Raw genomic sequence first — 21,059 nt, 5'->3', positions numbered from 1 at the left:
GCCTGGTGATAACATCAAGATGACAGTAACTCTAATCGCACCAATCGCGATGGATGAAGGTCTTCGTTTTGCTATCCGTGAAGGTGGTCGTACTGTAGGTGCTGGTGTTGTAGCAACTATCGTAGCGTAATTATTAGCCTAGCTAATTATTACCAAAAAGCCCGAGCTTAGTCTCGGGCTTTTTAATGTCTAAAATAAAGTACGATTTAATACCAATACGCTTAATTAAGTGATCTATTTTGAGGATGGAAAAACGTGTGGATAGCTAGGCAAAAAATTCGCTATTTAGTTGTTCTAATTGAGAATTTTTTAACACAGGTAGCGACACGTTTAGCCCCGCAAAATGATTAAGTATTATTACGGATTGGTATAAGATGCCGCTTTAACCTTAGGTGAAGATACTTGGTAACAATACTCAAAGTATTATTAGTGGTATTACTAAAAACCCGAGCTAAGCTCGGGTTTTGATAAGTTATGAATGTGTCATACTTAGCTGAAAACTATTCAACATTTTGAATTTGAATATGGAGTCGCTATTTAAATTTCATTATTATCAATGACTTAGTGATGATTGAAAGTGTTTATGTTGTATTTGGTAACCGCTATAGTAACCACTTGGAATAGGTTTCTGATAAATAGAGATTATTTTACTAAAGAGGAAATAAGCTTAAATCAGTACCGAATAATATACATAAAAATTGATTAACTGTTTAGTTTTTGTATTATACACCCAATCATAATCAAATAATCAAGGAAGAGTGTTTTATGAAACCGCTGCACGCATATCCTCATCCCGAGAGACCTCAAAACCCTTCACCATTAGAAATGGCTATTTATAACTATGAGTTAAAAGCTAAAGAGTTCCATAACAAGCGAATAGCTCAAAAAGGGCGACGAGTGAAGAGCTTAAAAATAAGATGGCTCGTGATTTTAATCATTTGCAAAAAGAGAAAGAGAGAATTACTGCTCATGCTCGCTTACAAACAGATTTAAAAGAATACCGTGAGCTAAGTGCAAGTTCTACAGTTACACAATTAAAACAAGAAAAGCATCACCCAACACAAAAGCTTGCTCGTCACTTGGCTGCAATAGGGGAACCTAAACCAACTAAGCTGCACGAGGCTCATCATATTATTTGTGGCACAGGGCAATACCAATCAGCGAATATGTTACAAACAAGGCTTAACCTTCATCTGCATGGAGTTGGTATTAACGATCCAATCAACGGTGTATGGTTAATTAATTTTGAAAAAAATAAAGAGCAAAATTGGGATAGCCCAGCTTCGCCACCTCATCGAAAGCTACACAGATATAACTATGAGACATGGATTAATACTAACTTTGGTAATGCGGCTACGCCTAAAGCTTTATTTTTGAATAGATTGAGAACCGTTAAAGTTAAAATAAAAACGGGTACTGTACCTGCAGGTTTACTTGAACCAAAAAATGAAAATTGGAAGGCTTTATAGTGACTGTATATCAAATTAAAAACGAAGCTTACACATACGACGTAATCGACTTTGATATTGTTGAGCTCTCAGAAACAATTTCGAAAAATAACGACCTTGATACAGATACTGTACTAAGGATGTTTATGTCATCCTCACTAAATAATATCGAATTTAGCCCTCTATGGCCTCAAGGGTTAAATTTTGACTATTTTGGTAAAGCTAAAAAGCAAGACTATGACATATCGCGGCTAGGTCATTTTTTAATAATGAAGATGCCAGTATATGAGTTGTTAAAAGAGCGCTTAGCAAATTTTGGAGAGTTTTTACCCGTTAAAGCTGAAGGCAACAACATGATATTGTTTAACTTGCTTACCTTCGGGCAAGAGCAAAAAGACATGTGTTTAACCAAATACGAAGATGGCTTCGAAGACGGTTTAGAGTTACTTACCTTTGAGCAAGACGATATACAAAATAAACTGCTATTTAAATCTAAGCTGGAAGGTGCTCAAAAAATTTATTGTACTGATGAGTTTAAAAATATTATCCAAAGTAACAACCTTAAAGGTTTAGTATTTGACGAAGACTTATTAGACCCGTTTGTTTAGTATCGCTCAACACAAAGGCGAATATATTAAGTAGCCAAAGAATCATTAATTGTGAATACAATACTTTCAGACTCTTTATAAAATAACACTCCTCCCGCTACCCGTAAGCTCAGCGCCCTGCGAGGGGGTAATTGTTTATAAAGCACAGTAAAGCTGCTTACATAACCTTTGCCCCATAATTTTAATTTGTATATTATCTCAACTAATAAGAACAATGGATTAGCTTTATAGTAACAAACTAATACGGCTTGGCAGGGAATAGTATGTCGTTACCAGATTACCAATCATTCATGACCCTATTACTGCAATGCTTAGCTAACGGTGAAACAGTAAAGCTCAAAGAGATTGAAGCACACGTTTATCAAAGCATAGGCTTATTTGTAGAGCAGCTTAAACTGCGCATTCCTAGCGGCAAGTAAACTTATGCCTACCACCGCTTAAGTTGGGCTAAAACTTACCTTGTTAAAGCAGGTTTATTTGGAAGCTGTGGTGTGCCACTCATTAGCCATCCTCCGAGAATATATCTTCAATGGTATCCCAGTCTGGTAGAGAGTGTTGTTTTGAGGTAACTTCAAATTGTAAATCAACTGCATCAAGCAGTCGCTCAAATATATCGAATGAACCCATAAAGCGACCGTTCTCAATCTCGGAAATCGTCGTTTTATTAATTCCCGCGATCTCTGATAGCTTTTGTTGCTTGTAGCCTAAAGCTTTCCTGCTAGTACTTATTTGTTTGCCAATATCTGCTCTACTCGACATATATTCACTTATTTGATGTTAGCTATATAGCTAATAAAAATTATCAATATTTCACAGGCATTGCATTATTTATATAAGACGGTTTAGCTTAAAAAACCAAACCGCCAACCGTTGACGGTTACTACCAATTAAACTTAAAGGCTTTATTAATAGGTAAAAACTGTTTTTTTGCTTCTTTACTTTTATCTTTAAACCAGTCATTAAATAGGTCATTCATTGTTATAATAATGTCTGTCCCTGCCTTACCTCTTTCAGCAAGCGGATCTATACCATTTTTAATTTTTTGTTTTGGTTTCTTTTACATTAATTGAGTTGTATGAAAATGGCTATCAAGGATTTTAAAAGTGGTTACGGTGATATCAAGTAGTTTGGTAACCACTTGGACACGTACAATAGGGGGCTAGTATGAACGGTAGAAAACAAAAAGCCTATAAAAATATAGGCTTATTAATGAGTTATAAACAAGTTGAAACAGGCTAAAACGCTATTCTATGTTTTGGATCTGAATATTTTTATATTTAACTTAGTTCTTATTTATCAAGTGATTGTGAACTTATTTTGCCGGAATATAGAGTGGTACTCACCAATTAACTCACCACTGTAATTTAAAGCGCTTTGGTGAACTATTTTTTCTGAGTTAACTGCTTTTCTTTATTAACTAACTCATCAAAATCGCTGACTTCATTTGTCAGTTCAACCCTGCGTATTTCGACAAATTTCTCGTATTCATTTTCAGCAAGTTGCTGTGCGACCTTGTGGGAAATTTTTCCTGCGTTAGTTAATACATTTTGATCGTTAAACTCTAAAAATGCATCCAGCTTAGTCGCCCACTGGGCCATTGTCATAGGAACTTTTTTCTTAGCTTGTAAGTCAGCAAAGTCTAAGTACATTGTGACAATTTGATTTAACTCACTCAACTCTTCTTGCGTTAAATAGTTTTTAGCGACCGATACATCTTTTTTAGTAACTCGTGCACAGCCCCAAGACTTGAGGCCCATATTTGGTAGCTCGCTATTAGCACGTTCTTTAACTAGTTCAGCAGCCGTATGTCCATGTATTGCCCAATGAAGCTTATTTTGAACAGTGGCGAAGAAGCTTTGACTTTCAGGAGCATTTTTATTGTAATCACTTGCAGTAGCGTAAATATCAGTGATTTTTTGATAAAATCTGCGTTCTGAAGCACGTATATCGCGAATGCGTTCAAGTAATTCATCAAAGTAGTCTGAACTAAGATCTTTATCAGGGTTTTTAAGGCGTTCGTCATCCATAGCGAACCCTTTAATTAAATACTCTTTTAGTACTTGATTAGCCCACTGCCTAAACTGTGTACCTCGTGACGAACGAACTCTGTAACCAACAGAAAGTACCGCCTCTAAATTGTAATGATCTAGCAGCCTTTCCACTTCCCTTGAGCCTTCCAGGGCAACTGTCCGGAATTTCCGGATAGTTGAAGTGGGGTCTAACTCACCTTCATCGTAAATATTATTGATATGTTCACTGATTGTTTTATTTGAACGCTCAAATAGATCTGCAATTTGTTTCTGCGTTAACCAAAGCGAGTCCTCTTGCATACGAATTTGTAGGCGAGCTTTACCGTCATTAGACGTAAACATTGCAAGAGGTGGGTGCTGGGTCATTCGACTTCCATTAATTAATAAATAAAACAAACTTTTATAAAAAGTTTTTTACAGAAAGCACAGAGCCTTCTACTTAAAAATATTAGCTTACTATAATGACTCTTATGCTGAAATTAGCTAGCAAATTAAATTAACACTTAATCAAATATTATGAACCGCAATTTGATTGTCATTGCCTTGGTAGTCACAACTTTCTGAATCCGCATTGTCACCCACCAATTAACCCACCAGTGGTTATTCTTCTGACAGCGCCAGCTCTTCTAATATCTTTTTAAGAGGTTTGCCCTTGGCTTTAGCAAGAGCTTTCAAGCTATCATAGATCTCCCTTTTGACCTTAATGTTAACTAATTTTTCAGACTGTTGCCTTCTAAATTCTTTTTGCTTCCATGCCTTATCGATTCTTGAAATAAGTTGCGTTTGTGAGGGAAGCTCCTTTTGCTTGGGGTTCTGAGCTATATCCGGCCTTACTTTGTTTAACTTTATATCCCAAGTATAAACAGTGGCAAAAACACAATAATAAATTTCTTCTTGTGTCATTGGCTGAAAATGAAGTGGCTCATATTGATGTTCACACAAATATCGCCATGTATCCTCATGTCTAACTGCATTTTTTTTATTCAACCAATCAATTCGAGAGTGGTAAGCTATTACAGCGCTCCAGTTGGTTTTCAGATCCTCGATATATTTTAACTTATCTAACCTTGATGACTTAAAGTCTCTAAATATTTCTTCTTTTACTGCATTTAAGCATTCGATTGGACTAGATGGCTTATAAGTAGAAGCGCTATATTTTGTAGCTATAAAGTGAACTTGCAAATAAGACCAAGACCAGTACCACATTTCTGGCTGCAAAGAATCTAGCCAAGAGAGTTGTTCTTTGTTTATAAACGAATCTCTCAATGCCTCCTGCAAAGACATAATGATCTCTTTAAATTGAATCTGTGGGATGTTCCATTCGTTATTCAAAAAGTTGACTACAAATTCTTTTTTTAAATAAAAATCTAAAGGATATTGAACCCTCATTTCTTCGGGGTAATTAACGCTATTGAATGGTTGACACTTATTGGAAAGGAGATAAAACGCAAACTCAGTAGCATCATTATTGCCTGAAAGCTCACGTTTAAGGCTTTTAACTTTTAACTTAGTTCGAGCATCATCCCAATTATTATCTGCAGTCATACTTCTCTTTCTCAAGCGTAAAAAGATATCTTAATAAACCACCTTACCATGAAGTAAAAGAAGTGTAAAACTATGGTTTTATCACGAGAATTATGTAGTAATAACGTAATGTAAAAGCAATTGAAATCTATGATTTTAGAGGGCTCATGTGTTTTTTATGTAAAGTATTTTATTTAATAATATACTTTTGAAATATGTTAGCTTTAATTCATGAAAATAGCGGTGAGTATAATCACCGCTTTGAGTGGAAAATTACTTACCTTTAGGTGGATTGTTTCCCCTTCCAGGCCCTGAAGGATTTCCTGTACGGCTTGGCCAGTTAGGATTTTGTCCCATTTCTACATATTTAGTTAAGTTCATTTTATTCTCCTAAGTAATCATCGTTGTTTGGGTTATGACCGTCAGCCCAGTCGTCCATATCAGCATCATTGTTTGGGTTGTTAATGTCAGACCAAAGGTCTAGTTCGTCGTTAGACATGTCATGAGTATTTGGCATGTTAAATTCCTCTTTAAGTGGAATTAAAAATTCCGGATTAATTATTCAAATAGCTCAACTATTTGCCGGTCCTATTGGACCTATCGATTTTCTCGATAAGTGGAATATTAGAAGCTGAGGTAGTCGTAAAACATGAAACTAATTGTCCCCCCTCTTTTTTAATTGTTATTGGGGGAGGGACAAGATGTTTCATGGTAGAGTTAATTTCTTAAAGGAATAATTGGGAAAAATTAACAAGTAAGGAAGCTTATGAACACCATCCCATCAATTGAATCAATTTTATTACAAGTACATCAAAGCCTCGAATTGCCTCCTTACACAAGTAAGCAAAAAGCTTCTTTCGCACAACTTAAACGGCCCTTAAGTAGACATTTTGAACAGATGAATGAAATACTTGATGGTATCTATCGCGCACTTGAAATTCATAACGATGAATCAGCCTGTGCAGATCTAAGTAACCATATTGTTAATTTCGCATTATTTCAGAAGGCGCTAGAGCTGAAAACTTGGACCTTTAATGCAGATGCAAAGCAGGTTATTTGGCAGCTAGTTAGCCACTCATATGTTCCTGGTATTGCGAGATTTATGGCGTTTTGGAATTTAGATGATATAACTGACAAAGGAATGCCTGGGGGGGCGTTTCTGGTATTTGCCAACAGAAACAGAAGATCGCTTGAGAGTAATGATGCCTGTAGAGCAAGTTTGTGTTTGGCTTCTCGACTTAATTGGTATTCCATTAGATAAAATACGAGAAAACCCCTTAAATAATACCGACCCTGATAATTTAATTCGGAATATATACAATTGGAAGAGTGGTAAAGTCCCGCGATTTGAAACGATTAAAAACAGCTTTTCAGACGCGAGCGATATAGAGTTCGCGGGTTGTTTATTCATTAATAGCTCAGCTGAAATTGAGGTTCAACTAAAAACAGTTACCAATTTTATAAAGTTTAAGCATCTATCTTCGAAAGATTTAATCCGTGAAATCCCCATTAGAAACCCAAGTGAGATTGATAAAATCATTCAAGGTAATGGCGACTTAGAAAATACCAAAAAATTCATCAGCTTGATGGCTGTTCGATATGCTCAACCAACGTTTAAAACTATCAGACAACGAATGCATATTGCTAAAGCAGTGCAAGATGGCTACAAGCGCTTACTTAAATACCTTTGCCCAGATGTTTCACCAACAACCCCGAACCTTGAACAAAACAAAGTATTACAACTTTGCCACATCTATAAATATATCTATAACTTAACTATTGAAGCGCATCGCTTAAATCACGGAGAGTTAGCCGAAAATGAGTGGTTTGACAGCAAACTGTCAAAAATAGATAAAAACGGTTTGTTTCTATCTATAGCGCCATCAAGATTTTCAAGTTCGTCCTCCTTACTTGGGGAAGTACTGACCAGACGGTTTAAGGATATAAAAGCAAGTGATCCGTTAATGGATCTTTTTGATGAAAATAAGGATACGGCGATTGATTTATTTAAGTATAAAGTAGATGAGCAAGCGAGATGGGCCAGTGAAACAATAGCTATCGGTGTGCTGAAAAAAAATATTATTAAAGGCTCACCGTGGAGAGCATTTCAAAAAGAAGACAGTTACTGGGTATTGACGCAAGTTATTCAGAGTTTAGCCCATAACCCTAAAGCTTTTGATGCAGGGCTTAATCGTTTAAAAGAAGTAGCAACTAGTCCTCTTGAGAAGGCGGGAGTTATTCAGCTTGAGCTTAACTATTTAGTCGACATGGATAAAAATAAGCGCCCTAAGGATATCCAAGAAAGAATAGAGTGTTTGTTTGCAGAAATAGAAAAAAATGAAGGGTATCAAATATGGCAAGCACCAGCATTGGCAGCCAAAGCCAAACACTGCATAGCCTTAAATGAGTTTAAGTCAGCAAGTCGCCTTTTTAAGAGGGCATTAGATGCTTGCAGTGAGAGGAGTTATGGTTATTTAAGAGGTTTTATAGCCCGAGATACTTTGGCTACCTTACTGCAAATTGAGAAGCTTAACGAAAATAATCATGAACGATATTTACGTGAAATGATGGCCAACGATGTTTTTGAATTAACAACCCCTTTTGTAGAGATAAAACTTGAAGCCGTTGCACATGACTTGGATATTCACTTTTGGTCAGAACTATATAAGCCTTATCGAGGGATTAAAAACTTGAATCTTCGAAAGCATGTTTGTGACAGTGATATTCAACGATAAAATTTTAAGTCGACAGTACAATTCATTGTTAGCGCTAAGATTAAAAATCGAATAATGATAAAGGATTAACATACTTGAAAAACGAAAAGTTTGTAGATGATGTTTTAAGAAAAGTCGGAAGGAACGTTGTTCTGTTTCAACAACTTGAAAGGCTGCTTAAGTTTGTTGTTGCTAATGGTAACTTAGCTGGCTTTTCAAGTGAGATCAAAACACTAAAACAAGACCAAGAAAAAAAGTTCATAAGCAAACTTTGGGGACCCTGGTTGGGCAATATGTTGAAAACTCAAATCCTGACTCAAATGCACAATCATCTGAACCAGAAGATTTAGATGAAGCATATATATCATTCAGTTTCAGAATTGAGTGTGATGAAGATTATTATAAAAGCCAAAAAGAAACTCTTGCTCAATTAGTCTGTGATCGAAATGACCTTATTCATCACCTATTGCCTCGCTTTGATATGAATTCTGCTGAAAGTTGCGAAGCACTAGGCCAAGAACTTGATGATCAGGCGGAAACGATTAGGCTAGAGATTAACAATGTACAATCCATTGCTAAGGCTTTGCATAAAGGCCGTGAGGAATTAGGTTCTTACTTACAATCTGAGCAAGGCAGAAAAGAGCTTGAGCTATCGTTTATAAGGCAAAGTCGTTTAGTACTGATGCTTGGTGATATTGCTACCCAGATGAGCCGAGAAGATGGATGGGCTCTAATAAGCACCGCTGGAAATATCGTTAAACAACATGCCCCAGAAGAGCTGGTGGGTATGAAAGAAAAATATGGCTATAACTCATTAATGAAACTAATCCAGGCAAGTGAGTTATTTGACCTTTATGAAGAGGTTACTCCGAAAGGAGGACGTAGAATTTTATATAGGTTAAAAGCTAGTTGGGAGATTTCTTCGATTTAAAGGCGTTTTTTAAGTAGTCTTTTTGATGTATTACGGTGAAAAGACAACTTCAGGCGGCTAATTACACTAGAGGCCTTGATATATCTGGCTTCGTAAGGGCTCATTATATCAATAAAGGACCTTTCACACCGAAGGGCATTTAATTGTACTCAATTATCATTTTTACTTTAGAATATTAGCCATAATCAAACAAGCGTCTTATCATCAATCTCATGCAGTTACTCTACTCAACAAGCAAAGCTCTGGATAAGTGGTTAAAAGCCGAACTGCCTACCTTAGAGGGAACTCAGAAGGGGCGAAATACCATAGTATCTGATGCCAATACATTTAGTTGGCAACTGCATCTTATTGATAATAGCTACAGGTCATCTCACAAGACCGTTATAGCAACAGAAGCACATAGCCGCTTTACCTGCTTTCTTCCCGTATACGCTCCACTGAGCCTGGCTGAATTGAATCAACAGTTATCAATGCAATGGCAACAGTTATTAGTCGAAATGATAAGAGCCAATCAACTCCTACCCAATAGTGATGCGGTTTTATTACTAAGTCAGTTAGATGAGCTGAAATTTGATATTCGCTGGGCTAAGAATACTGATTTAAGCATAAATGGTCATATTACCGATGCCGCCTTATGGGTAACGCAAACACTAGAAGAGCAAAGGTTAGATGCTATGCCATTAGCACTAGCAGATGATTTAGCTATATACCTTAATGGGCAAGTTAAACGTATCAAACAACGTAAAGAAAAATTTATCCCTTTAGATAGGCTCTTTGAGTATTGTCAAAGCATGACTCAACATGATGATGTTATAGCGCCTGAGATTAAGTCAAACGATGCTTTACCTGCAAATGTTCTAAAGTTTAGTGATTATAAAAAATAACTCAGAAATATATTTTCCTATCAATAGTTTATTGAATTTAGCTTTATTATTTAATTGATATTTATAGGGTAGACTTTAAGAGTCTACCTAATGGTTTATTGTTAATATTTAAAAAAGAAATAATGATGGTTTCATTGCATGAAACGCTATTAAAGACTTTTCACCCCCAAACCCCCATTAAGACATCATGAGCAGTTTTCATATAATAGGAAAAAAATGTAAAAAGTTAGGAGGGTCAACACCTTCTAGCCAGCAAGGTTGATACTTCTTTTGCTATTAATGATTTAGCACACAAGTAAATCGAACTTTGTATTTGTTATCAGAGTAATCTGCAATCAGTAAAACCATTTAAACACGGGAATTTAATTTTCTTCACAATAGTTATGACCTGAACTCAAAAACAACTAACTGTCTGATTGTTAATATATAACACTTCTCTTAAATATTACCCAAAGGTTACTTCTAATGATAATTAATCAATAGGAGTCAATCATGACTAAATACTCAAACAATCGAAATCTAACTATTCACGATGAACCTAAGTTTAATAACTGGGATGTACTAACCAATTACCAGTTAAGCCAAGAGTATCTTGGTAAAATACAAAACGTATTAAATAACTCATTACAACAATACCCTAGAACCTTTGTGGTCCGAGTCGATTTGCACTTACCTAAAGTTATGTCCTGTCCTGATTACCCTTCAGGTTTTAGCACTGAAGCTATTACTCGATTTATTGAATCGTTAAAATCTCAACTTAAAGCACATCAAGAACGAAGCAGGCGTGAGCACAAGCGAGTTCATCCTAATACTCTGCGTTTCATCTGGGCTAAAGAGCAATGCGAATCAGTGATGCCTCATTACCATTTAGCGCTATTGCTAAATAATGATGCTTACTACACATTAGGTGACTACAAAACTGTTCAAGACAACCTAGCCGGTAGGATATATACAGCATGGGCAAGGGCCTTAAATATTGAATCAGCAAAGGCAATGGGCCTGGTGCATTTTCCTGAACGTAACCCTACATATCATTTGAATGCTAATTCATGTGATTTTGCAGATAGTTTCAACAGTATTTTCATTCGTGTTAGCTATTTAGCTAAGTTTCATACCAAGCATTTTGGTGATAGAACAAAAAATTTTTCATGTAGTTGGCGATGACTAATTAAGAGAGGGATAACCCCTCTCTTATGCTGACTTGATATTTAGTTGATTTATTGACTGATGTACAGCTTATCTGATGTTCTTGTAATCGCAGTGTATAGCCAACGATAATCCTTAGTTATTTTACCATGGTGATAAGCATCAACAAAAACATGTTGCCACTCGCTACCCTGAGCCTTATGGCAGGTAATAGCATAACCAAACTTGAGATGAAGAAAATTTAAATAAGGGTCATCCTTTTTTAATTCTTGGTAATCATCACCTTGCGGCTTGTAATAAGTGAAAAATCGTTCGTTAAAATCTGCACGTAAAGCTTGATATAAAACCCCCTCTAACCTAGGAGTTGGCTCATACATCAAATTTAACAGAACTTTATGCTCAAGAAGAAAAGGTTTTCCGTAGTCATCTCTAAACTCGATTGACAAGTCCACAAATTGCAATTCGATTGGCGTGACCAAAATCCCACTAGGCAATTTCTCCTGAACGTTAATGCACCTGCATTCAACCGCAGAGAGAACTTTAATTACGCGACCAAATTCACCATTAGATATAAATGTATCCCCAGCATAGTAGTTGTTTGTACACATTACCTTTTCATTTACCTGAATAGGAGCCCTAGGAAAAAACAACCTAGCCCTAATATCACATACATAGTCATAAACCTTCTTGTTAGTGCGAGCGATAATAGTCAGGTTATCAGTGTTCTCAACCTTTCCGTCACAAAGGTCAAAATATTTATCAATAAAACTAACGCTTGGTAGGCGGCACACGTCTTGGGAAGAAACATCAAATTCAAAGTCAATATAGTCCTCAAACTCCATAGCATCTCGCAAAGTTTGAGCATTTTTCATTACGCCTGATTCAGATTTTTGTCTGACAACTTGTGTTAGTTCAAACGACCGACATGCAAGTCTATAAACGCAATTGAGAACATTTTCACTAAGTGCTGGAGAGTAAAAATTTCTAACAGGAGGTAGCTGCGCGTTATCGCCTATAAAAATGACTTTTCTTTGAGGGTTATTTTTAAAGTCAATATACTGTATCAAATCTTGCAATAAGTACCCTGAACCAAATTTTCCTATATGAGAAGCGCTAAACTTATCTGAAATCATTGATGACTCATCAACAATATAGATGGTATCAGGCTCATCACTGTTGGCGTTAAGGTAGGAGAAACTATCAGGCTTCTTCTCAAGGTATTCATCTATTGGTTCCTCGTCTTTTTCATAGAATTTGTAGATAATCCTATGAATGGTTGTAGCTTTGAATTTAGTCTTATTGGCAATTACTTTTGCCGCCTTACCTGTTGGGGCAATAATCACAAACTCCTTACCCAGCCAACTTAAGTATCGTGTAACTCCTGCCATAACGTAAGACTTGCCTGTCCCTGCATAACCTTTCAATAAAAAAACGGGCGCATAACGGGCCTCCAAGAAAGACTCCAACTCCGTAAGTAATTCCTGTTGGTCATTGGTTAGTTCCTGACCATTAAAGTGATTTAAAATTGACATGCAATTCTCCTGGTTAATTCAATCAGAAAAATTGTGTATTAATTAATTTTTGGATTAATTGCGGTTTACTCGCCGCCAGAATGCCAGTGGATATTAAAAAAAATAGAGGCCGAAGCCCCTAGATTTCAAGCTCAACAAAATCGGTATCTATAACTTCCTGGTCGATGCCTATATAACGCAATGTTACGCCTTCAGAGCTATGCCTGAGCATCTTCATTACTCGGGCAATATCATTAGTTTTCTTGTATAAATGAAAGCCACGTGACTTGCGCATGGAATGGGTACCTAACCTAATGCCTAACTCTTCACCCACTAGCATAAAGGCTTTAGTGACAGACCTCCTATTCAGTGGTTTAGGCTTTCGGTTGATAGATTGCCGATTTCGAAAGGATTGAAATAAATAGATGTGGTTGCGGTGCTTCAACTGAATGTTGTTAATTAAAAGCTGCGCTTTGTCATTTAACTTTATTTCAGCTCGCTTGCCAGTTTTCCCCTCGAAGATGATTAAACGACCATCTCTGATATCAGTAAATTTAATTGATAGTAAATCTGATATCCGTAATGCCAAGTTAAGGCCAATGTTCCAAATATCTGCCATCTGTTTTGAACACCGTATTTCAAGCAAGTGGCTTATAAGGCGAACCTTGTCCAGGTCTTTTATTGCTTCAACTTCTGCCATAATGTTAACTCCTCACATAAAAACGCCAGCATCATTTAAAGTAATAATGCTGGCGCTATAGGTTGCTTAATCAAAGCTCACGCTTACCTGGTAACAATCATTGATGTAGTACTCAATAAAATTGTTAACAAACAGGGTAAGTAGTTCTTTGGCATTTCTGTTTTGCAGCCAGCCAATAAACAAATTGAACACTTGCTTATTAATAAAACAGACATCAATTTCTTTAACCAGCTCGGGGAAAGGTCTTCCCTGGTACGAAAAGTCTGTTATATAAACGAGTTGCCATAACTCATTTTGTTTCTCCATACGTATTTCAACCGGATGATATCCACCAGCATCAGCAGAGTAATCGGGGTCCCGAAAATTAAGTGTAATAGCGTTAAAGGCATTGTTCGGTACAGAACTGTCAGCTAGTGATTGGTTAATCAGTTGATATAATTTTGCAGGTACAGGAAAACCCTGCACCTCATTAAAGTTCAGTTTCATGGTGTTGATCTCTTAAGTTGTATGCCAGGGCTCGTCCGGCATTAAAGAATTAATTTGAGGAAGTAAGAAGACTAAAGCAGTCCACGTTCGGCAAATGACGTTGCACCATTACCAACAACAATGTGATCAAGCACCTGAACATCTATTAAGGCTAAGGCATCTTTTAATCGTTTAGTTATGGCAATGTCAGCTTGTGACGGCTCTAGCTCGCCAGATGGATGATTATGCGCAAAGATCACAGCGGCACCATTTTGATGTAATACTTCTTTCACTACTTCTCGTGGGTAAACGCTAGCGGCGTTAATGGTGCCAAAGAATAGCTCCTTGTACTCAATCAACTTGTGCTGACTATTAAGCACCAAAATCGCGAATACCTCCTTTTCATATCTACCCAGTTTAAACTGTAAAAAGTCGAGAGTTGCTTGGCTACTAGTAAACGCTTCGCCAGACATATACTTGCTCTGCAATATCTCAGCAGCTTTTTCCAGTACCTGTTCAGCTGTCATGGGTTCTTCGGTGATGTATTTAATTGATAGGTCATTAGGCATAACACACTCCTTTAATGATTCGTTGATCTATGCCTTTTAGTAATATGTGTTTGATTATTTTTGGAATCGATAAATTGGCCTTGCAGACCTAGAGTAAACACATCAGGACGTCTACGAACAAAAATTACATAACATGCTCTTTTGATGAGTGAGTACAACTCGCAAAAATTCAAATGAGGATAATGCAATGCAAACAAGATTAATTAGATTAAAAGAAGTCATGGCGCTAACAGGCTTAAGCCGTTCAGGAATTTACAAATATATCAGTGAAGATAGATTTCCAGAAAATGTCAGCCTTGGCGGTCGAGCTGTAGCTTGGGTAGAAAGTGAAATTCAGCAGTGGATTGACAATGTTATCGGCCGTCGTGACGACAATCGATTAACAGGCTACGACATGGAGACTGAACTATGATTTTTTCAGATAAATATAGCGGTAATAAAAATGAATTAGTAAAGAGTGATAAGTATAAAGAATTCAGTTTAATTCAGAGTGAAGTTGAATACACAACGCGTTCACTAGGACTAATTTATGATATGTATTGCAGATGGCTTAACACTAATCACGGGATTTATTTGGTAAAGGCTAACCTGTCTATTCCTGATGATTCTGATGAATGTAGCGAGTCAGTAATAGACTACTTATTTCATATGGTTCAAGGAAACATCAAACATCGAAATGTACGTTCTGACAATTCGATAGGTTTGATATGGAAAACTTATCGCAAAAATTTTTCAACAATTCATGAAGGGTACTTTTTGATATCAATGACTGAGGCTGAATATGATAAGCCACGAGATAAGAAGATGTCCTTATTTTCATTGGATGTTTTTAACTCTGTTGGAGATACCATGTCTCAACTTAAAGCGAAATTTGATAAAGAGTTTGATTTGGAACCTGATAAAAAAATAGGACTGTATTTTGAGTTCTTATTTAACAATAACGGGAAAGGTGGGTTATTTCATGATTCAAGCTTTGAAGTACATGAACAAGGCTTTGCTACGCTTTGTGAAATAGCTCAACTTTCAATAGATAAACCAGATACTGAGTTTCCTCTATTGAGAACTAGGTATGGTTATAGCCCAGTTCACTGGCATTTTGGTAATGATTCTCTTGAACCATTTGTCGCTCAAACTCAACGAGCTAAACCATTCTTAGATAGTGACTGGGGAGAGTACAAGGTTAACAGCCAACAACTTTGGTGAGCTTAGTAACGCCAGGTTTATTCCTGGCGTTATTCGATTAAGTAAAACATATCACATAGACATCTACGAACAAAAAATACGCAACTCGCTTCTCTATTGATTAAAGGCAACAAAGCCGAAAACAACCAATAGGAAATTAACATGGCGAGTGAATACATCAGATTACCAGAAGTTTTATATCTAACAGGATTAAAACGAACCAGCATATATAAGCTAATGAAAAATAATGCCTTCCCCCAGGCGACTTCGTTTGGGGCAAGACGTATTGCATGGAAGCGTAGTGATATCCAAAACTGGATTGAGAGCAAAATCCAAGCGAGGAAATCATAATGAGCAGCAAAAAAAGTGCAGTGGCAAAGCGTCTAGAGCGGGGGTATTACAAAAGCTACTCAGTTGATATCGATTCGGGAGAGCTGTCTATCCCCCTGTTACAAAAGTTAACCGCTGGCTTTGAAAACTCCATCCGACGATTACCAAATTGTTATGTATTCAGGTTTAAGTTAAGGGTTCCTAAAGCCTATCAACAAGATGCGAATAAAAAATTAAACAAATGGTTTTATTATTTATCTAAAAAAATCTCAGTATCTGAGGCCATAAATATGATTTGGGCAAAAGATATGTCTGATGACGGCTCAGTATTTTATCATATAGCGCTCTTTTTTAGGGCACCAAGAAATGCAACTGAACAGGGGGCACTTAACGCAAAAGCGTTTTTTACAAAGACAATAAAAGCAACATGGCCACATATTTTATTTATCAGCGACTCTAATGCTGATTCGTTGTGTTCATTCACAACCGCAAACATAATTCCACTAAACCCTGGCAAGAAGTCTTACAACCAAGACGCTCGTTACTGCTTCTTCATTTTAAGCAAGCTAGCAAGAAAGTCTCGCTACCCTACTAACAATCTTGACGATGTATTTGGCATCAAGTACAGCAGAAATCCGAATAAACGAAGGAGCCAAAGTTAAAAACGACGCTTATCAGCCATACAGTGAATTACATTAAGGACCTGTATGGCTCATTCTCACATCAACTCAATAGACGTTGGCATTTTGACCATAAACAAGAAATACAATTCTCTAGTGCGAGACCCGCTGAAATTGTAAAGTAAATGGCAACCCCCACCAGCTGTATTCAAACAACTTAACGACGAATTTATGCTTCATCCTAGATGCGGCCGTAGAACCAGAAACAGCAATATGTAATAACTACTTTACCGTTGTGGTGTAAGTGCCCGCAAGCACCGATACACGCGTTTTTCATGAAAGCGTGGCTGGTGGCAAAGTTAGGTTTATTAAAGTTAGGCTCAAATTCCAACAAATTGGCAAAGAGCAAGATGCAGCACCATCTCCCAGTATGGTGTGTGTAATGGGGCTAAAAGTTAAAGCTAACATGAGAACAGTAAGCAAAGAGCAGCTGGCAAAATAAACTAGAGGCGGCTTAACTGAATTTGGAAATAATAAACATTCAGCTAGGCCATTTTGCCCGCCTAAATTAAGCCGCGTTTTTTAACTTAGGCCCCTGCTGAGAGGCTTTAATCTTGACTTTAGCCTTTTTCGTTGAAGCCACATCTATATGAGCGAGTGCAACTTCATAACCTAACAACTGTAACCTTTTATAAGCATTCTTTAAGTTTACCTTTGAAAAGAACGGCAATTTTGTTGGTAAAGCAGCAATGTCATATATAGCGTAAACCACACGATAATTACTGGCTGTAGGCATAATTACTGGATCCGTTAACGGCATAACCCCCGGGTGTTTTGTATATAGTTTTTTACGTGCCTCTTCACTACTTCTAAAAATTTCAGCAGACACCACCCCTTGGCTGAAAAGGTGGCTTAATGTGGCTGAAGACGTGTAGTGTTTTACGTGTATTAAATCAGTTAATTTATCATGTCCATTTTTTTGATGAACTAAATCACAAAACTCAAAACGACTTTGCCCACCGCCGATATAGATGTTTTTAGTATCCATACACTTAATGTTAGCATTATTATCTGCCACATCTTTGTTGTAAGCTCCTTCAGAATCATGGTTGTATTCTGGTAAGCTAACCATATAGGTAGGTATGCTTTCCATTACCGCATTGATTTCTTTTACAAAATCAATGTTTATTTCATACCAAACACCAGCTCGCAATTCATAATGCTTATTCTTATAAATAACCTCACAGTAAATGCACTCGTAACCAGACCAAGTTTTAAGCGTTGTATGGTCTTCATCTTTAGCGTATATCTTGTAGCCAGTTAACAAGTGACTCACATTTAATACTTTTTCTTTCGACATTACGTAATTCAAATAGCGACCTAAACATAAAAGATCAGAGCGTTCTTTGTTTCTTGAGCCATAGCTAAACCCAACCACTTGATCTGATTCATATATTTCAGGTGCTAGTAACGCAAGATTGTCACCTATTACCGGACCACATGTGTGGAAATTATCCAACAGTTGCACTAATTCATTGTCTAGCGCGGTTGTGGTTGATGACTCAGTGACTTCACGTATATTCTCAACCCATTTAAACTCAGCAGGCAATGCTGCCTTATATTTCTGATAAGCACTCAACAAAAGCTTAGGTAGATCAGATAACTTACCTTTAAAGTTAACCTTTAGCGCCTTACGACGACCGCTCACTCGAGAACCAAACACCTTTTCATTACTTAGCCCTTCGATAGCTGACAGGAAATCTTCATCTATATCTATCGGAAAATCAGACACCTCAGCACCCAAACCGCTTTGAATGCGGTTATTAAGCGGCGTGCTTTTGTTTGAAGCGGTATCAATACCTCGGATATTTTTCGCTTCAATTAAGTTTAAAGCAGTTTTAAGACCGAAATCAGGCACCATATAGCTAGTTTCTATCATGTGATAGCCCTTGCCGAAAGCAATCAAATAGGTATTCCCTGCATGACTCAACTGTAAAACAGCTCCGGTTGATTGGTTGGTACCAAAATCTAGCCCCTTTAACTCTTTATTGGCAGTAAAGAGTTGTGCAAAGGTCGGTGGATTTGACGTCGGTATTTGTAAATGTAACGTACTTGTCGTCCCCTCAATCTCAACGGGGTAACTTTTGGCGTTGAGTAAATTAAGAATACTCGTATCTGCTTTAACGTCATTTTTTAACAGGTAAATCGAAAGTGGTGTAGTAGGCATATTGGCTCTCCTTATAAGTTAGTTCATCGCTCTTGACTCGCATTTATGTACTGCAGATTGAATATTAATCTAATTGCTTATATTTTGTCAAGTTTAAATCAAGTTAAATCGCTTTGCACTCGCATTTTAATATATTTGACTGATTGGTTTGTGTGTATTACAGTATGGAAAATAGAGGTGAACTGTGGAGAAAATATGCAGGCAGTAAATATCAAATGGATATCAGATGAAGATATGGTGGAGGCGAATGATTGGCGAGCTGATTATCATTTATCAACTGCAGCTCTTCTTCCTGTGCTTGCAAAGCAAAGAGGATGGATGACTTTAGTTGATCGCAATGTAAGTCTTGTTGATGGCTGGCGTTTTAGTGAGAGCCCTGAATCAGAATGGTATATGGCTAATATTTCACTTTTAGATACAAGTCGGCGTGACCCAGTTACTCTCAATTATTTGCCAAAGAAAGTTGATGATGAAGCCAAACGTTTAGCGAAAGCCTTTGAAGCTACCGTTCTGGGAGAACTTTTTTACCGAATGAGGCATATCTCAGATATGAGGTTAAACCCAGAGGCAGCTCAGTATTCATCCCCTATTATTTCATTAGAGTCCTGCATCAAGCCCTCAGATGTTGTGATTCGTCGGGTCGGCAGCGCATTAGCTGCATATGTATCAGAATTTGACCGACAACATCCCATTGATGCCAACATGGCCATTATTCGAGGGTTAAACCGATATGATGCACTGTGGTTAACTTATTGCTTGCAGCAACCAGTGTATGTTGACTATCTAGAGCAGAGAATCGTATCAACTGATATGGTTCGAGTTGGTTTATCAAAAATTAAAAATATGCCGTTGGGACCAAAGCCTCAGGAATTTAATGAACTCACAGATCAATATATAGCTTGCTTAGAAACACTTTATTTTTCTCAGATGCATTTACACGAGCTTCGCGAGCAGGTTTCAAAGTGGCTAGATGAGTATTTAAAAAATAATTCAATTGAGTGGAATAAGAAACAACTTAAAACCGCTTGGTTTAATGCAGAAGCCTTAACTGAGCGGTTAGATTTCGGTTTTTCAGAGCAAAGTAAAGTCAGTCGTCAATTAATTGCTATTGGTGGTCAATATTTAACTGACCTAGCTGTTATTGATCCCCAAGATAATCAAATATTACCAGAGCGTTATCAGTTGGTGAAAATAAGGGATTTGAAACCCAATTTAACCTTATCCGAGAATCTCGCCACCATAGACGAGAATGTCAAAAAAACAGAAAAGTTAAATAATAAAATTAAGAAGGTAAAAAAGAGGTTGATACAGAAAAATGATGTATTAATCTCAACTTTTGCACGAGAGAGTAAGGTCTTGTGGATAAACCAAAAGTTAGACCAAAATACCTTAGTCAGTGAACATTTATCAACCTTGTTTTTTCATCAACATGCTGGGGCGTATACCCTTTTATTGGAAACTCCATTAATGAAATGGCAATTGAATCAATTGGTTACGGGTAACGTTCAGTCATTTATTAACTTGTCAGATCTTGCCAATATAACGTTTCCTCAATTACCAAACGAAAAAGCAGCCGATTGGCACCATGAGCTAGACAACATGCTATCCAAACAAAACCAATCTTTGGCAGATATTAAACAAATACAACAAAAGATGAAGCAAGTTTATCACAGTGTTCATCCTACAATAATCGAGGTTAACCATGCTGACTGATTTAGAACTGCGTCAAGCCTTACAACAAACCCTTGAGGGGGTAGCTACACACCCTCAAACCCTCGATGATATTTGGCTGAAACAAAACCATATTTGGCAAGAAATCGGCTGGCAAAAGTCACAGCTATCTTTATGGTTAAATTGTCAAAAATCATTAGTTAAAAACCCGGATAGCGAAACGTTCAACATAAAAGGTGGAGCAAAACCTAAGGCTGACAACAGTAGCCAGAACTTAGGAGATATTTTACTCGATATGGTGGGAGAATTTGATCGACCTATGCCAGTAAAATTAGCGTTAACAAAACTGCCAAATTATATTGTAGCTACCGAAGGCATGCTTAAAAGCGCCGTACAAGAACACCCAAAATTAATCATGATGGGCCCGTTGATTAAGCTAACTTAGTCAGCTCTATCAGCAGTAATTAATTTATAAATTTGAGCTTAGCTCAATTAAATG

General features: G+C 37.1%; 24 protein-coding genes and 1 pseudogene. 16 read left to right on the top strand and 9 right to left on the bottom strand.

Going from position 1 to position 21,059, the window contains the following annotated elements:
* From H5157_RS19290 to H5157_RS19275, 4 genes and pseudogenes are all read left to right on the top strand, one after another.
* Window positions 1–130 (top strand): annotated as a pseudogene (locus tag H5157_RS19290) (elongation factor Tu); the annotation flags it as partial.
* Window positions 131–917: 787 nt separating this feature from the next.
* Window positions 918–1,469 carry an AHH domain-containing protein gene (locus H5157_RS19285; protein ID WP_259399375.1) on the top strand — a complete coding sequence of 184 codons (552 nt, stop codon included), beginning with the start codon at window positions 918–920 and terminating at the stop codon, window positions 1,467–1,469.
* The gene (locus H5157_RS19280; RefSeq protein WP_182725318.1) at window positions 1,469–2,056 is read left to right on the top strand and encodes a hypothetical protein; all 588 of its coding nucleotides are present in this window, start codon (window positions 1,469–1,471) and stop codon (window positions 2,054–2,056) included. The genes H5157_RS19285 and H5157_RS19280 overlap by 1 nt, the downstream gene beginning before the upstream one ends.
* A gap of 263 nt (window positions 2,057–2,319) precedes the next feature.
* The gene (locus H5157_RS19275) at window positions 2,320–2,475 is read left to right on the top strand and encodes a winged helix-turn-helix domain-containing protein (RefSeq protein WP_240915919.1); all 156 of its coding nucleotides are present in this window, start codon (window positions 2,320–2,322) and stop codon (window positions 2,473–2,475) included.
* Between the two features lie 82 nt (window positions 2,476–2,557).
* On the opposite strand, the gene H5157_RS19270 is transcribed toward H5157_RS19275, so the two are convergent.
* From H5157_RS19270 to H5157_RS20980, 4 genes are all read right to left on the bottom strand, one after another.
* Window positions 2,558–2,815, bottom strand: coding sequence for a helix-turn-helix domain-containing protein (locus tag H5157_RS19270; RefSeq protein WP_165724394.1), 258 nt, complete (start codon window positions 2,813–2,815; stop codon window positions 2,558–2,560).
* Between the two features lie 623 nt (window positions 2,816–3,438).
* Window positions 3,439–4,452 (bottom strand): virulence RhuM family protein, encoded by a 1,014-nt coding sequence (locus H5157_RS19265; protein WP_182725317.1) that lies wholly within the window; start codon window positions 4,450–4,452, stop codon window positions 3,439–3,441.
* Window positions 4,453–4,686: 234 nt separating this feature from the next.
* Window positions 4,687–5,631, bottom strand: a complete 945-nt coding sequence (locus H5157_RS19260; protein WP_182725316.1) for a hypothetical protein — start codon at window positions 5,629–5,631, stop codon at window positions 4,687–4,689.
* Between the two features lie 361 nt (window positions 5,632–5,992).
* Window positions 5,993–6,127: a hypothetical protein gene (locus tag H5157_RS20980; RefSeq protein ID WP_259399374.1), complete on the bottom strand. Its 135-nt coding sequence runs from the start codon at window positions 6,125–6,127 to the stop codon at window positions 5,993–5,995.
* Window positions 6,128–6,376: 249 nt separating this feature from the next.
* Here H5157_RS20980 and H5157_RS19255 point away from each other — a divergent pair, with 249 nt between their 5' ends.
* The 5 genes from H5157_RS19255 to H5157_RS19235 all read left to right on the top strand — a co-directional run bounded on the left by H5157_RS19255 (window position 6,377) and on the right by H5157_RS19235 (window position 11,303).
* Window positions 6,377–6,871 carry a hypothetical protein gene (locus H5157_RS19255; RefSeq protein WP_182725315.1) on the top strand — a complete coding sequence of 165 codons (495 nt, stop codon included), beginning with the start codon at window positions 6,377–6,379 and terminating at the stop codon, window positions 6,869–6,871.
* The gene (locus tag H5157_RS19250) at window positions 6,777–8,345 is read left to right on the top strand and encodes a hypothetical protein (RefSeq protein ID WP_182725314.1); all 1,569 of its coding nucleotides are present in this window, start codon (window positions 6,777–6,779) and stop codon (window positions 8,343–8,345) included. Before H5157_RS19255 ends, H5157_RS19250 begins: the two co-directional genes overlap by 95 nt.
* Before the next feature lie 250 nt (window positions 8,346–8,595).
* A complete protein-coding gene (locus H5157_RS19245) occupies window positions 8,596–9,255 on the top strand; it encodes an OST-HTH/LOTUS domain-containing protein (protein WP_182725313.1) in 660 nt (219 codons plus the stop codon).
* A gap of 212 nt (window positions 9,256–9,467) precedes the next feature.
* Window positions 9,468–10,139 carry an amino acid adenylation gene (locus H5157_RS19240; RefSeq protein WP_182725312.1) on the top strand — a complete coding sequence of 224 codons (672 nt, stop codon included), beginning with the start codon at window positions 9,468–9,470 and terminating at the stop codon, window positions 10,137–10,139.
* A 492-nt stretch (window positions 10,140–10,631) separates the two neighbouring features.
* Window positions 10,632–11,303, top strand: coding sequence for an inovirus Gp2 family protein (locus tag H5157_RS19235; protein ID WP_182725311.1), 672 nt, complete (start codon window positions 10,632–10,634; stop codon window positions 11,301–11,303).
* Window positions 11,304–11,356: 53 nt separating this feature from the next.
* Here H5157_RS19235 and H5157_RS19230 read toward each other — a convergent pair whose 3' ends face one another.
* The 4 genes from H5157_RS19230 to radC form a co-directional block, all read right to left on the bottom strand.
* On the bottom strand, window positions 11,357–12,817 hold the full coding sequence (locus H5157_RS19230; RefSeq protein ID WP_182725310.1) for an ATP-dependent RecD-like DNA helicase: 1,461 nt from the start codon (window positions 12,815–12,817) through the stop codon (window positions 11,357–11,359).
* A gap of 118 nt (window positions 12,818–12,935) precedes the next feature.
* Window positions 12,936–13,496 carry a tyrosine-type recombinase/integrase gene (locus tag H5157_RS19225; protein WP_182725309.1) on the bottom strand — a complete coding sequence of 187 codons (561 nt, stop codon included), beginning with the start codon at window positions 13,494–13,496 and terminating at the stop codon, window positions 12,936–12,938.
* A gap of 66 nt (window positions 13,497–13,562) precedes the next feature.
* A complete protein-coding gene (locus H5157_RS19220) occupies window positions 13,563–13,982 on the bottom strand; it encodes a DUF2787 domain-containing protein (protein ID WP_182725308.1) in 420 nt (139 codons plus the stop codon).
* A 71-nt stretch (window positions 13,983–14,053) separates the two neighbouring features.
* Window positions 14,054–14,530 (bottom strand): DNA repair protein RadC, encoded by a 477-nt coding sequence (gene radC, locus H5157_RS19215; protein WP_036957230.1) that lies wholly within the window; start codon window positions 14,528–14,530, stop codon window positions 14,054–14,056.
* A gap of 187 nt (window positions 14,531–14,717) precedes the next feature.
* Between radC and H5157_RS19210 the strand changes: the two genes are divergently transcribed.
* The 5 genes from H5157_RS19210 to H5157_RS20820 all read left to right on the top strand — a co-directional run bounded on the left by H5157_RS19210 (window position 14,718) and on the right by H5157_RS20820 (window position 17,164).
* Window positions 14,718–14,942 carry an AlpA family transcriptional regulator gene (locus H5157_RS19210; RefSeq protein WP_182725307.1) on the top strand — a complete coding sequence of 75 codons (225 nt, stop codon included), beginning with the start codon at window positions 14,718–14,720 and terminating at the stop codon, window positions 14,940–14,942.
* A complete protein-coding gene (locus tag H5157_RS19205; RefSeq protein ID WP_182725306.1) occupies window positions 14,939–15,733 on the top strand; it encodes a hypothetical protein in 795 nt (264 codons plus the stop codon). The genes H5157_RS19210 and H5157_RS19205 overlap by 4 nt, the downstream gene beginning before the upstream one ends.
* 141 nt (window positions 15,734–15,874) lie before the next feature.
* Window positions 15,875–16,063, top strand: a complete 189-nt coding sequence (locus H5157_RS19200) for an AlpA family transcriptional regulator (protein WP_036957223.1) — start codon at window positions 15,875–15,877, stop codon at window positions 16,061–16,063.
* The gene (locus tag H5157_RS19195) at window positions 16,063–16,704 is read left to right on the top strand and encodes an inovirus-type Gp2 protein (protein WP_182725305.1); all 642 of its coding nucleotides are present in this window, start codon (window positions 16,063–16,065) and stop codon (window positions 16,702–16,704) included. The genes H5157_RS19200 and H5157_RS19195 overlap by 1 nt, the downstream gene beginning before the upstream one ends.
* A gap of 262 nt (window positions 16,705–16,966) precedes the next feature.
* A complete protein-coding gene (locus tag H5157_RS20820; protein ID WP_220496889.1) occupies window positions 16,967–17,164 on the top strand; it encodes a hypothetical protein in 198 nt (65 codons plus the stop codon).
* Between the two features lie 66 nt (window positions 17,165–17,230).
* Here H5157_RS20820 and H5157_RS19185 read toward each other — a convergent pair whose 3' ends face one another.
* A complete protein-coding gene (locus H5157_RS19185) occupies window positions 17,231–18,889 on the bottom strand; it encodes a TIGR04141 family sporadically distributed protein (protein WP_182725304.1) in 1,659 nt (552 codons plus the stop codon).
* A 195-nt stretch (window positions 18,890–19,084) separates the two neighbouring features.
* On the opposite strand from H5157_RS19185, the gene H5157_RS19180 reads away from it, so the two are divergent.
* Both H5157_RS19180 and H5157_RS19175 read left to right on the top strand, forming a co-directional pair.
* On the top strand, window positions 19,085–20,602 hold the full coding sequence (locus H5157_RS19180; protein WP_182725303.1) for a hypothetical protein: 1,518 nt from the start codon (window positions 19,085–19,087) through the stop codon (window positions 20,600–20,602).
* The gene (locus H5157_RS19175) at window positions 20,592–21,005 is read left to right on the top strand and encodes a hypothetical protein (RefSeq protein WP_182725302.1); all 414 of its coding nucleotides are present in this window, start codon (window positions 20,592–20,594) and stop codon (window positions 21,003–21,005) included. The genes H5157_RS19180 and H5157_RS19175 overlap by 11 nt, the downstream gene beginning before the upstream one ends.
* The last annotated feature ends 54 nt before the right edge of the window (window positions 21,006–21,059 follow it).

The sequence above is a fragment of the Pseudoalteromonas sp. SG43-3 genome (genome assembly GCF_014164385.1).
Classification (GTDB): domain Bacteria; phylum Pseudomonadota; class Gammaproteobacteria; order Enterobacterales; family Alteromonadaceae; genus Pseudoalteromonas; species Pseudoalteromonas distincta.
This window is presented reverse-complemented; position numbering and strand designations above follow the sequence as displayed.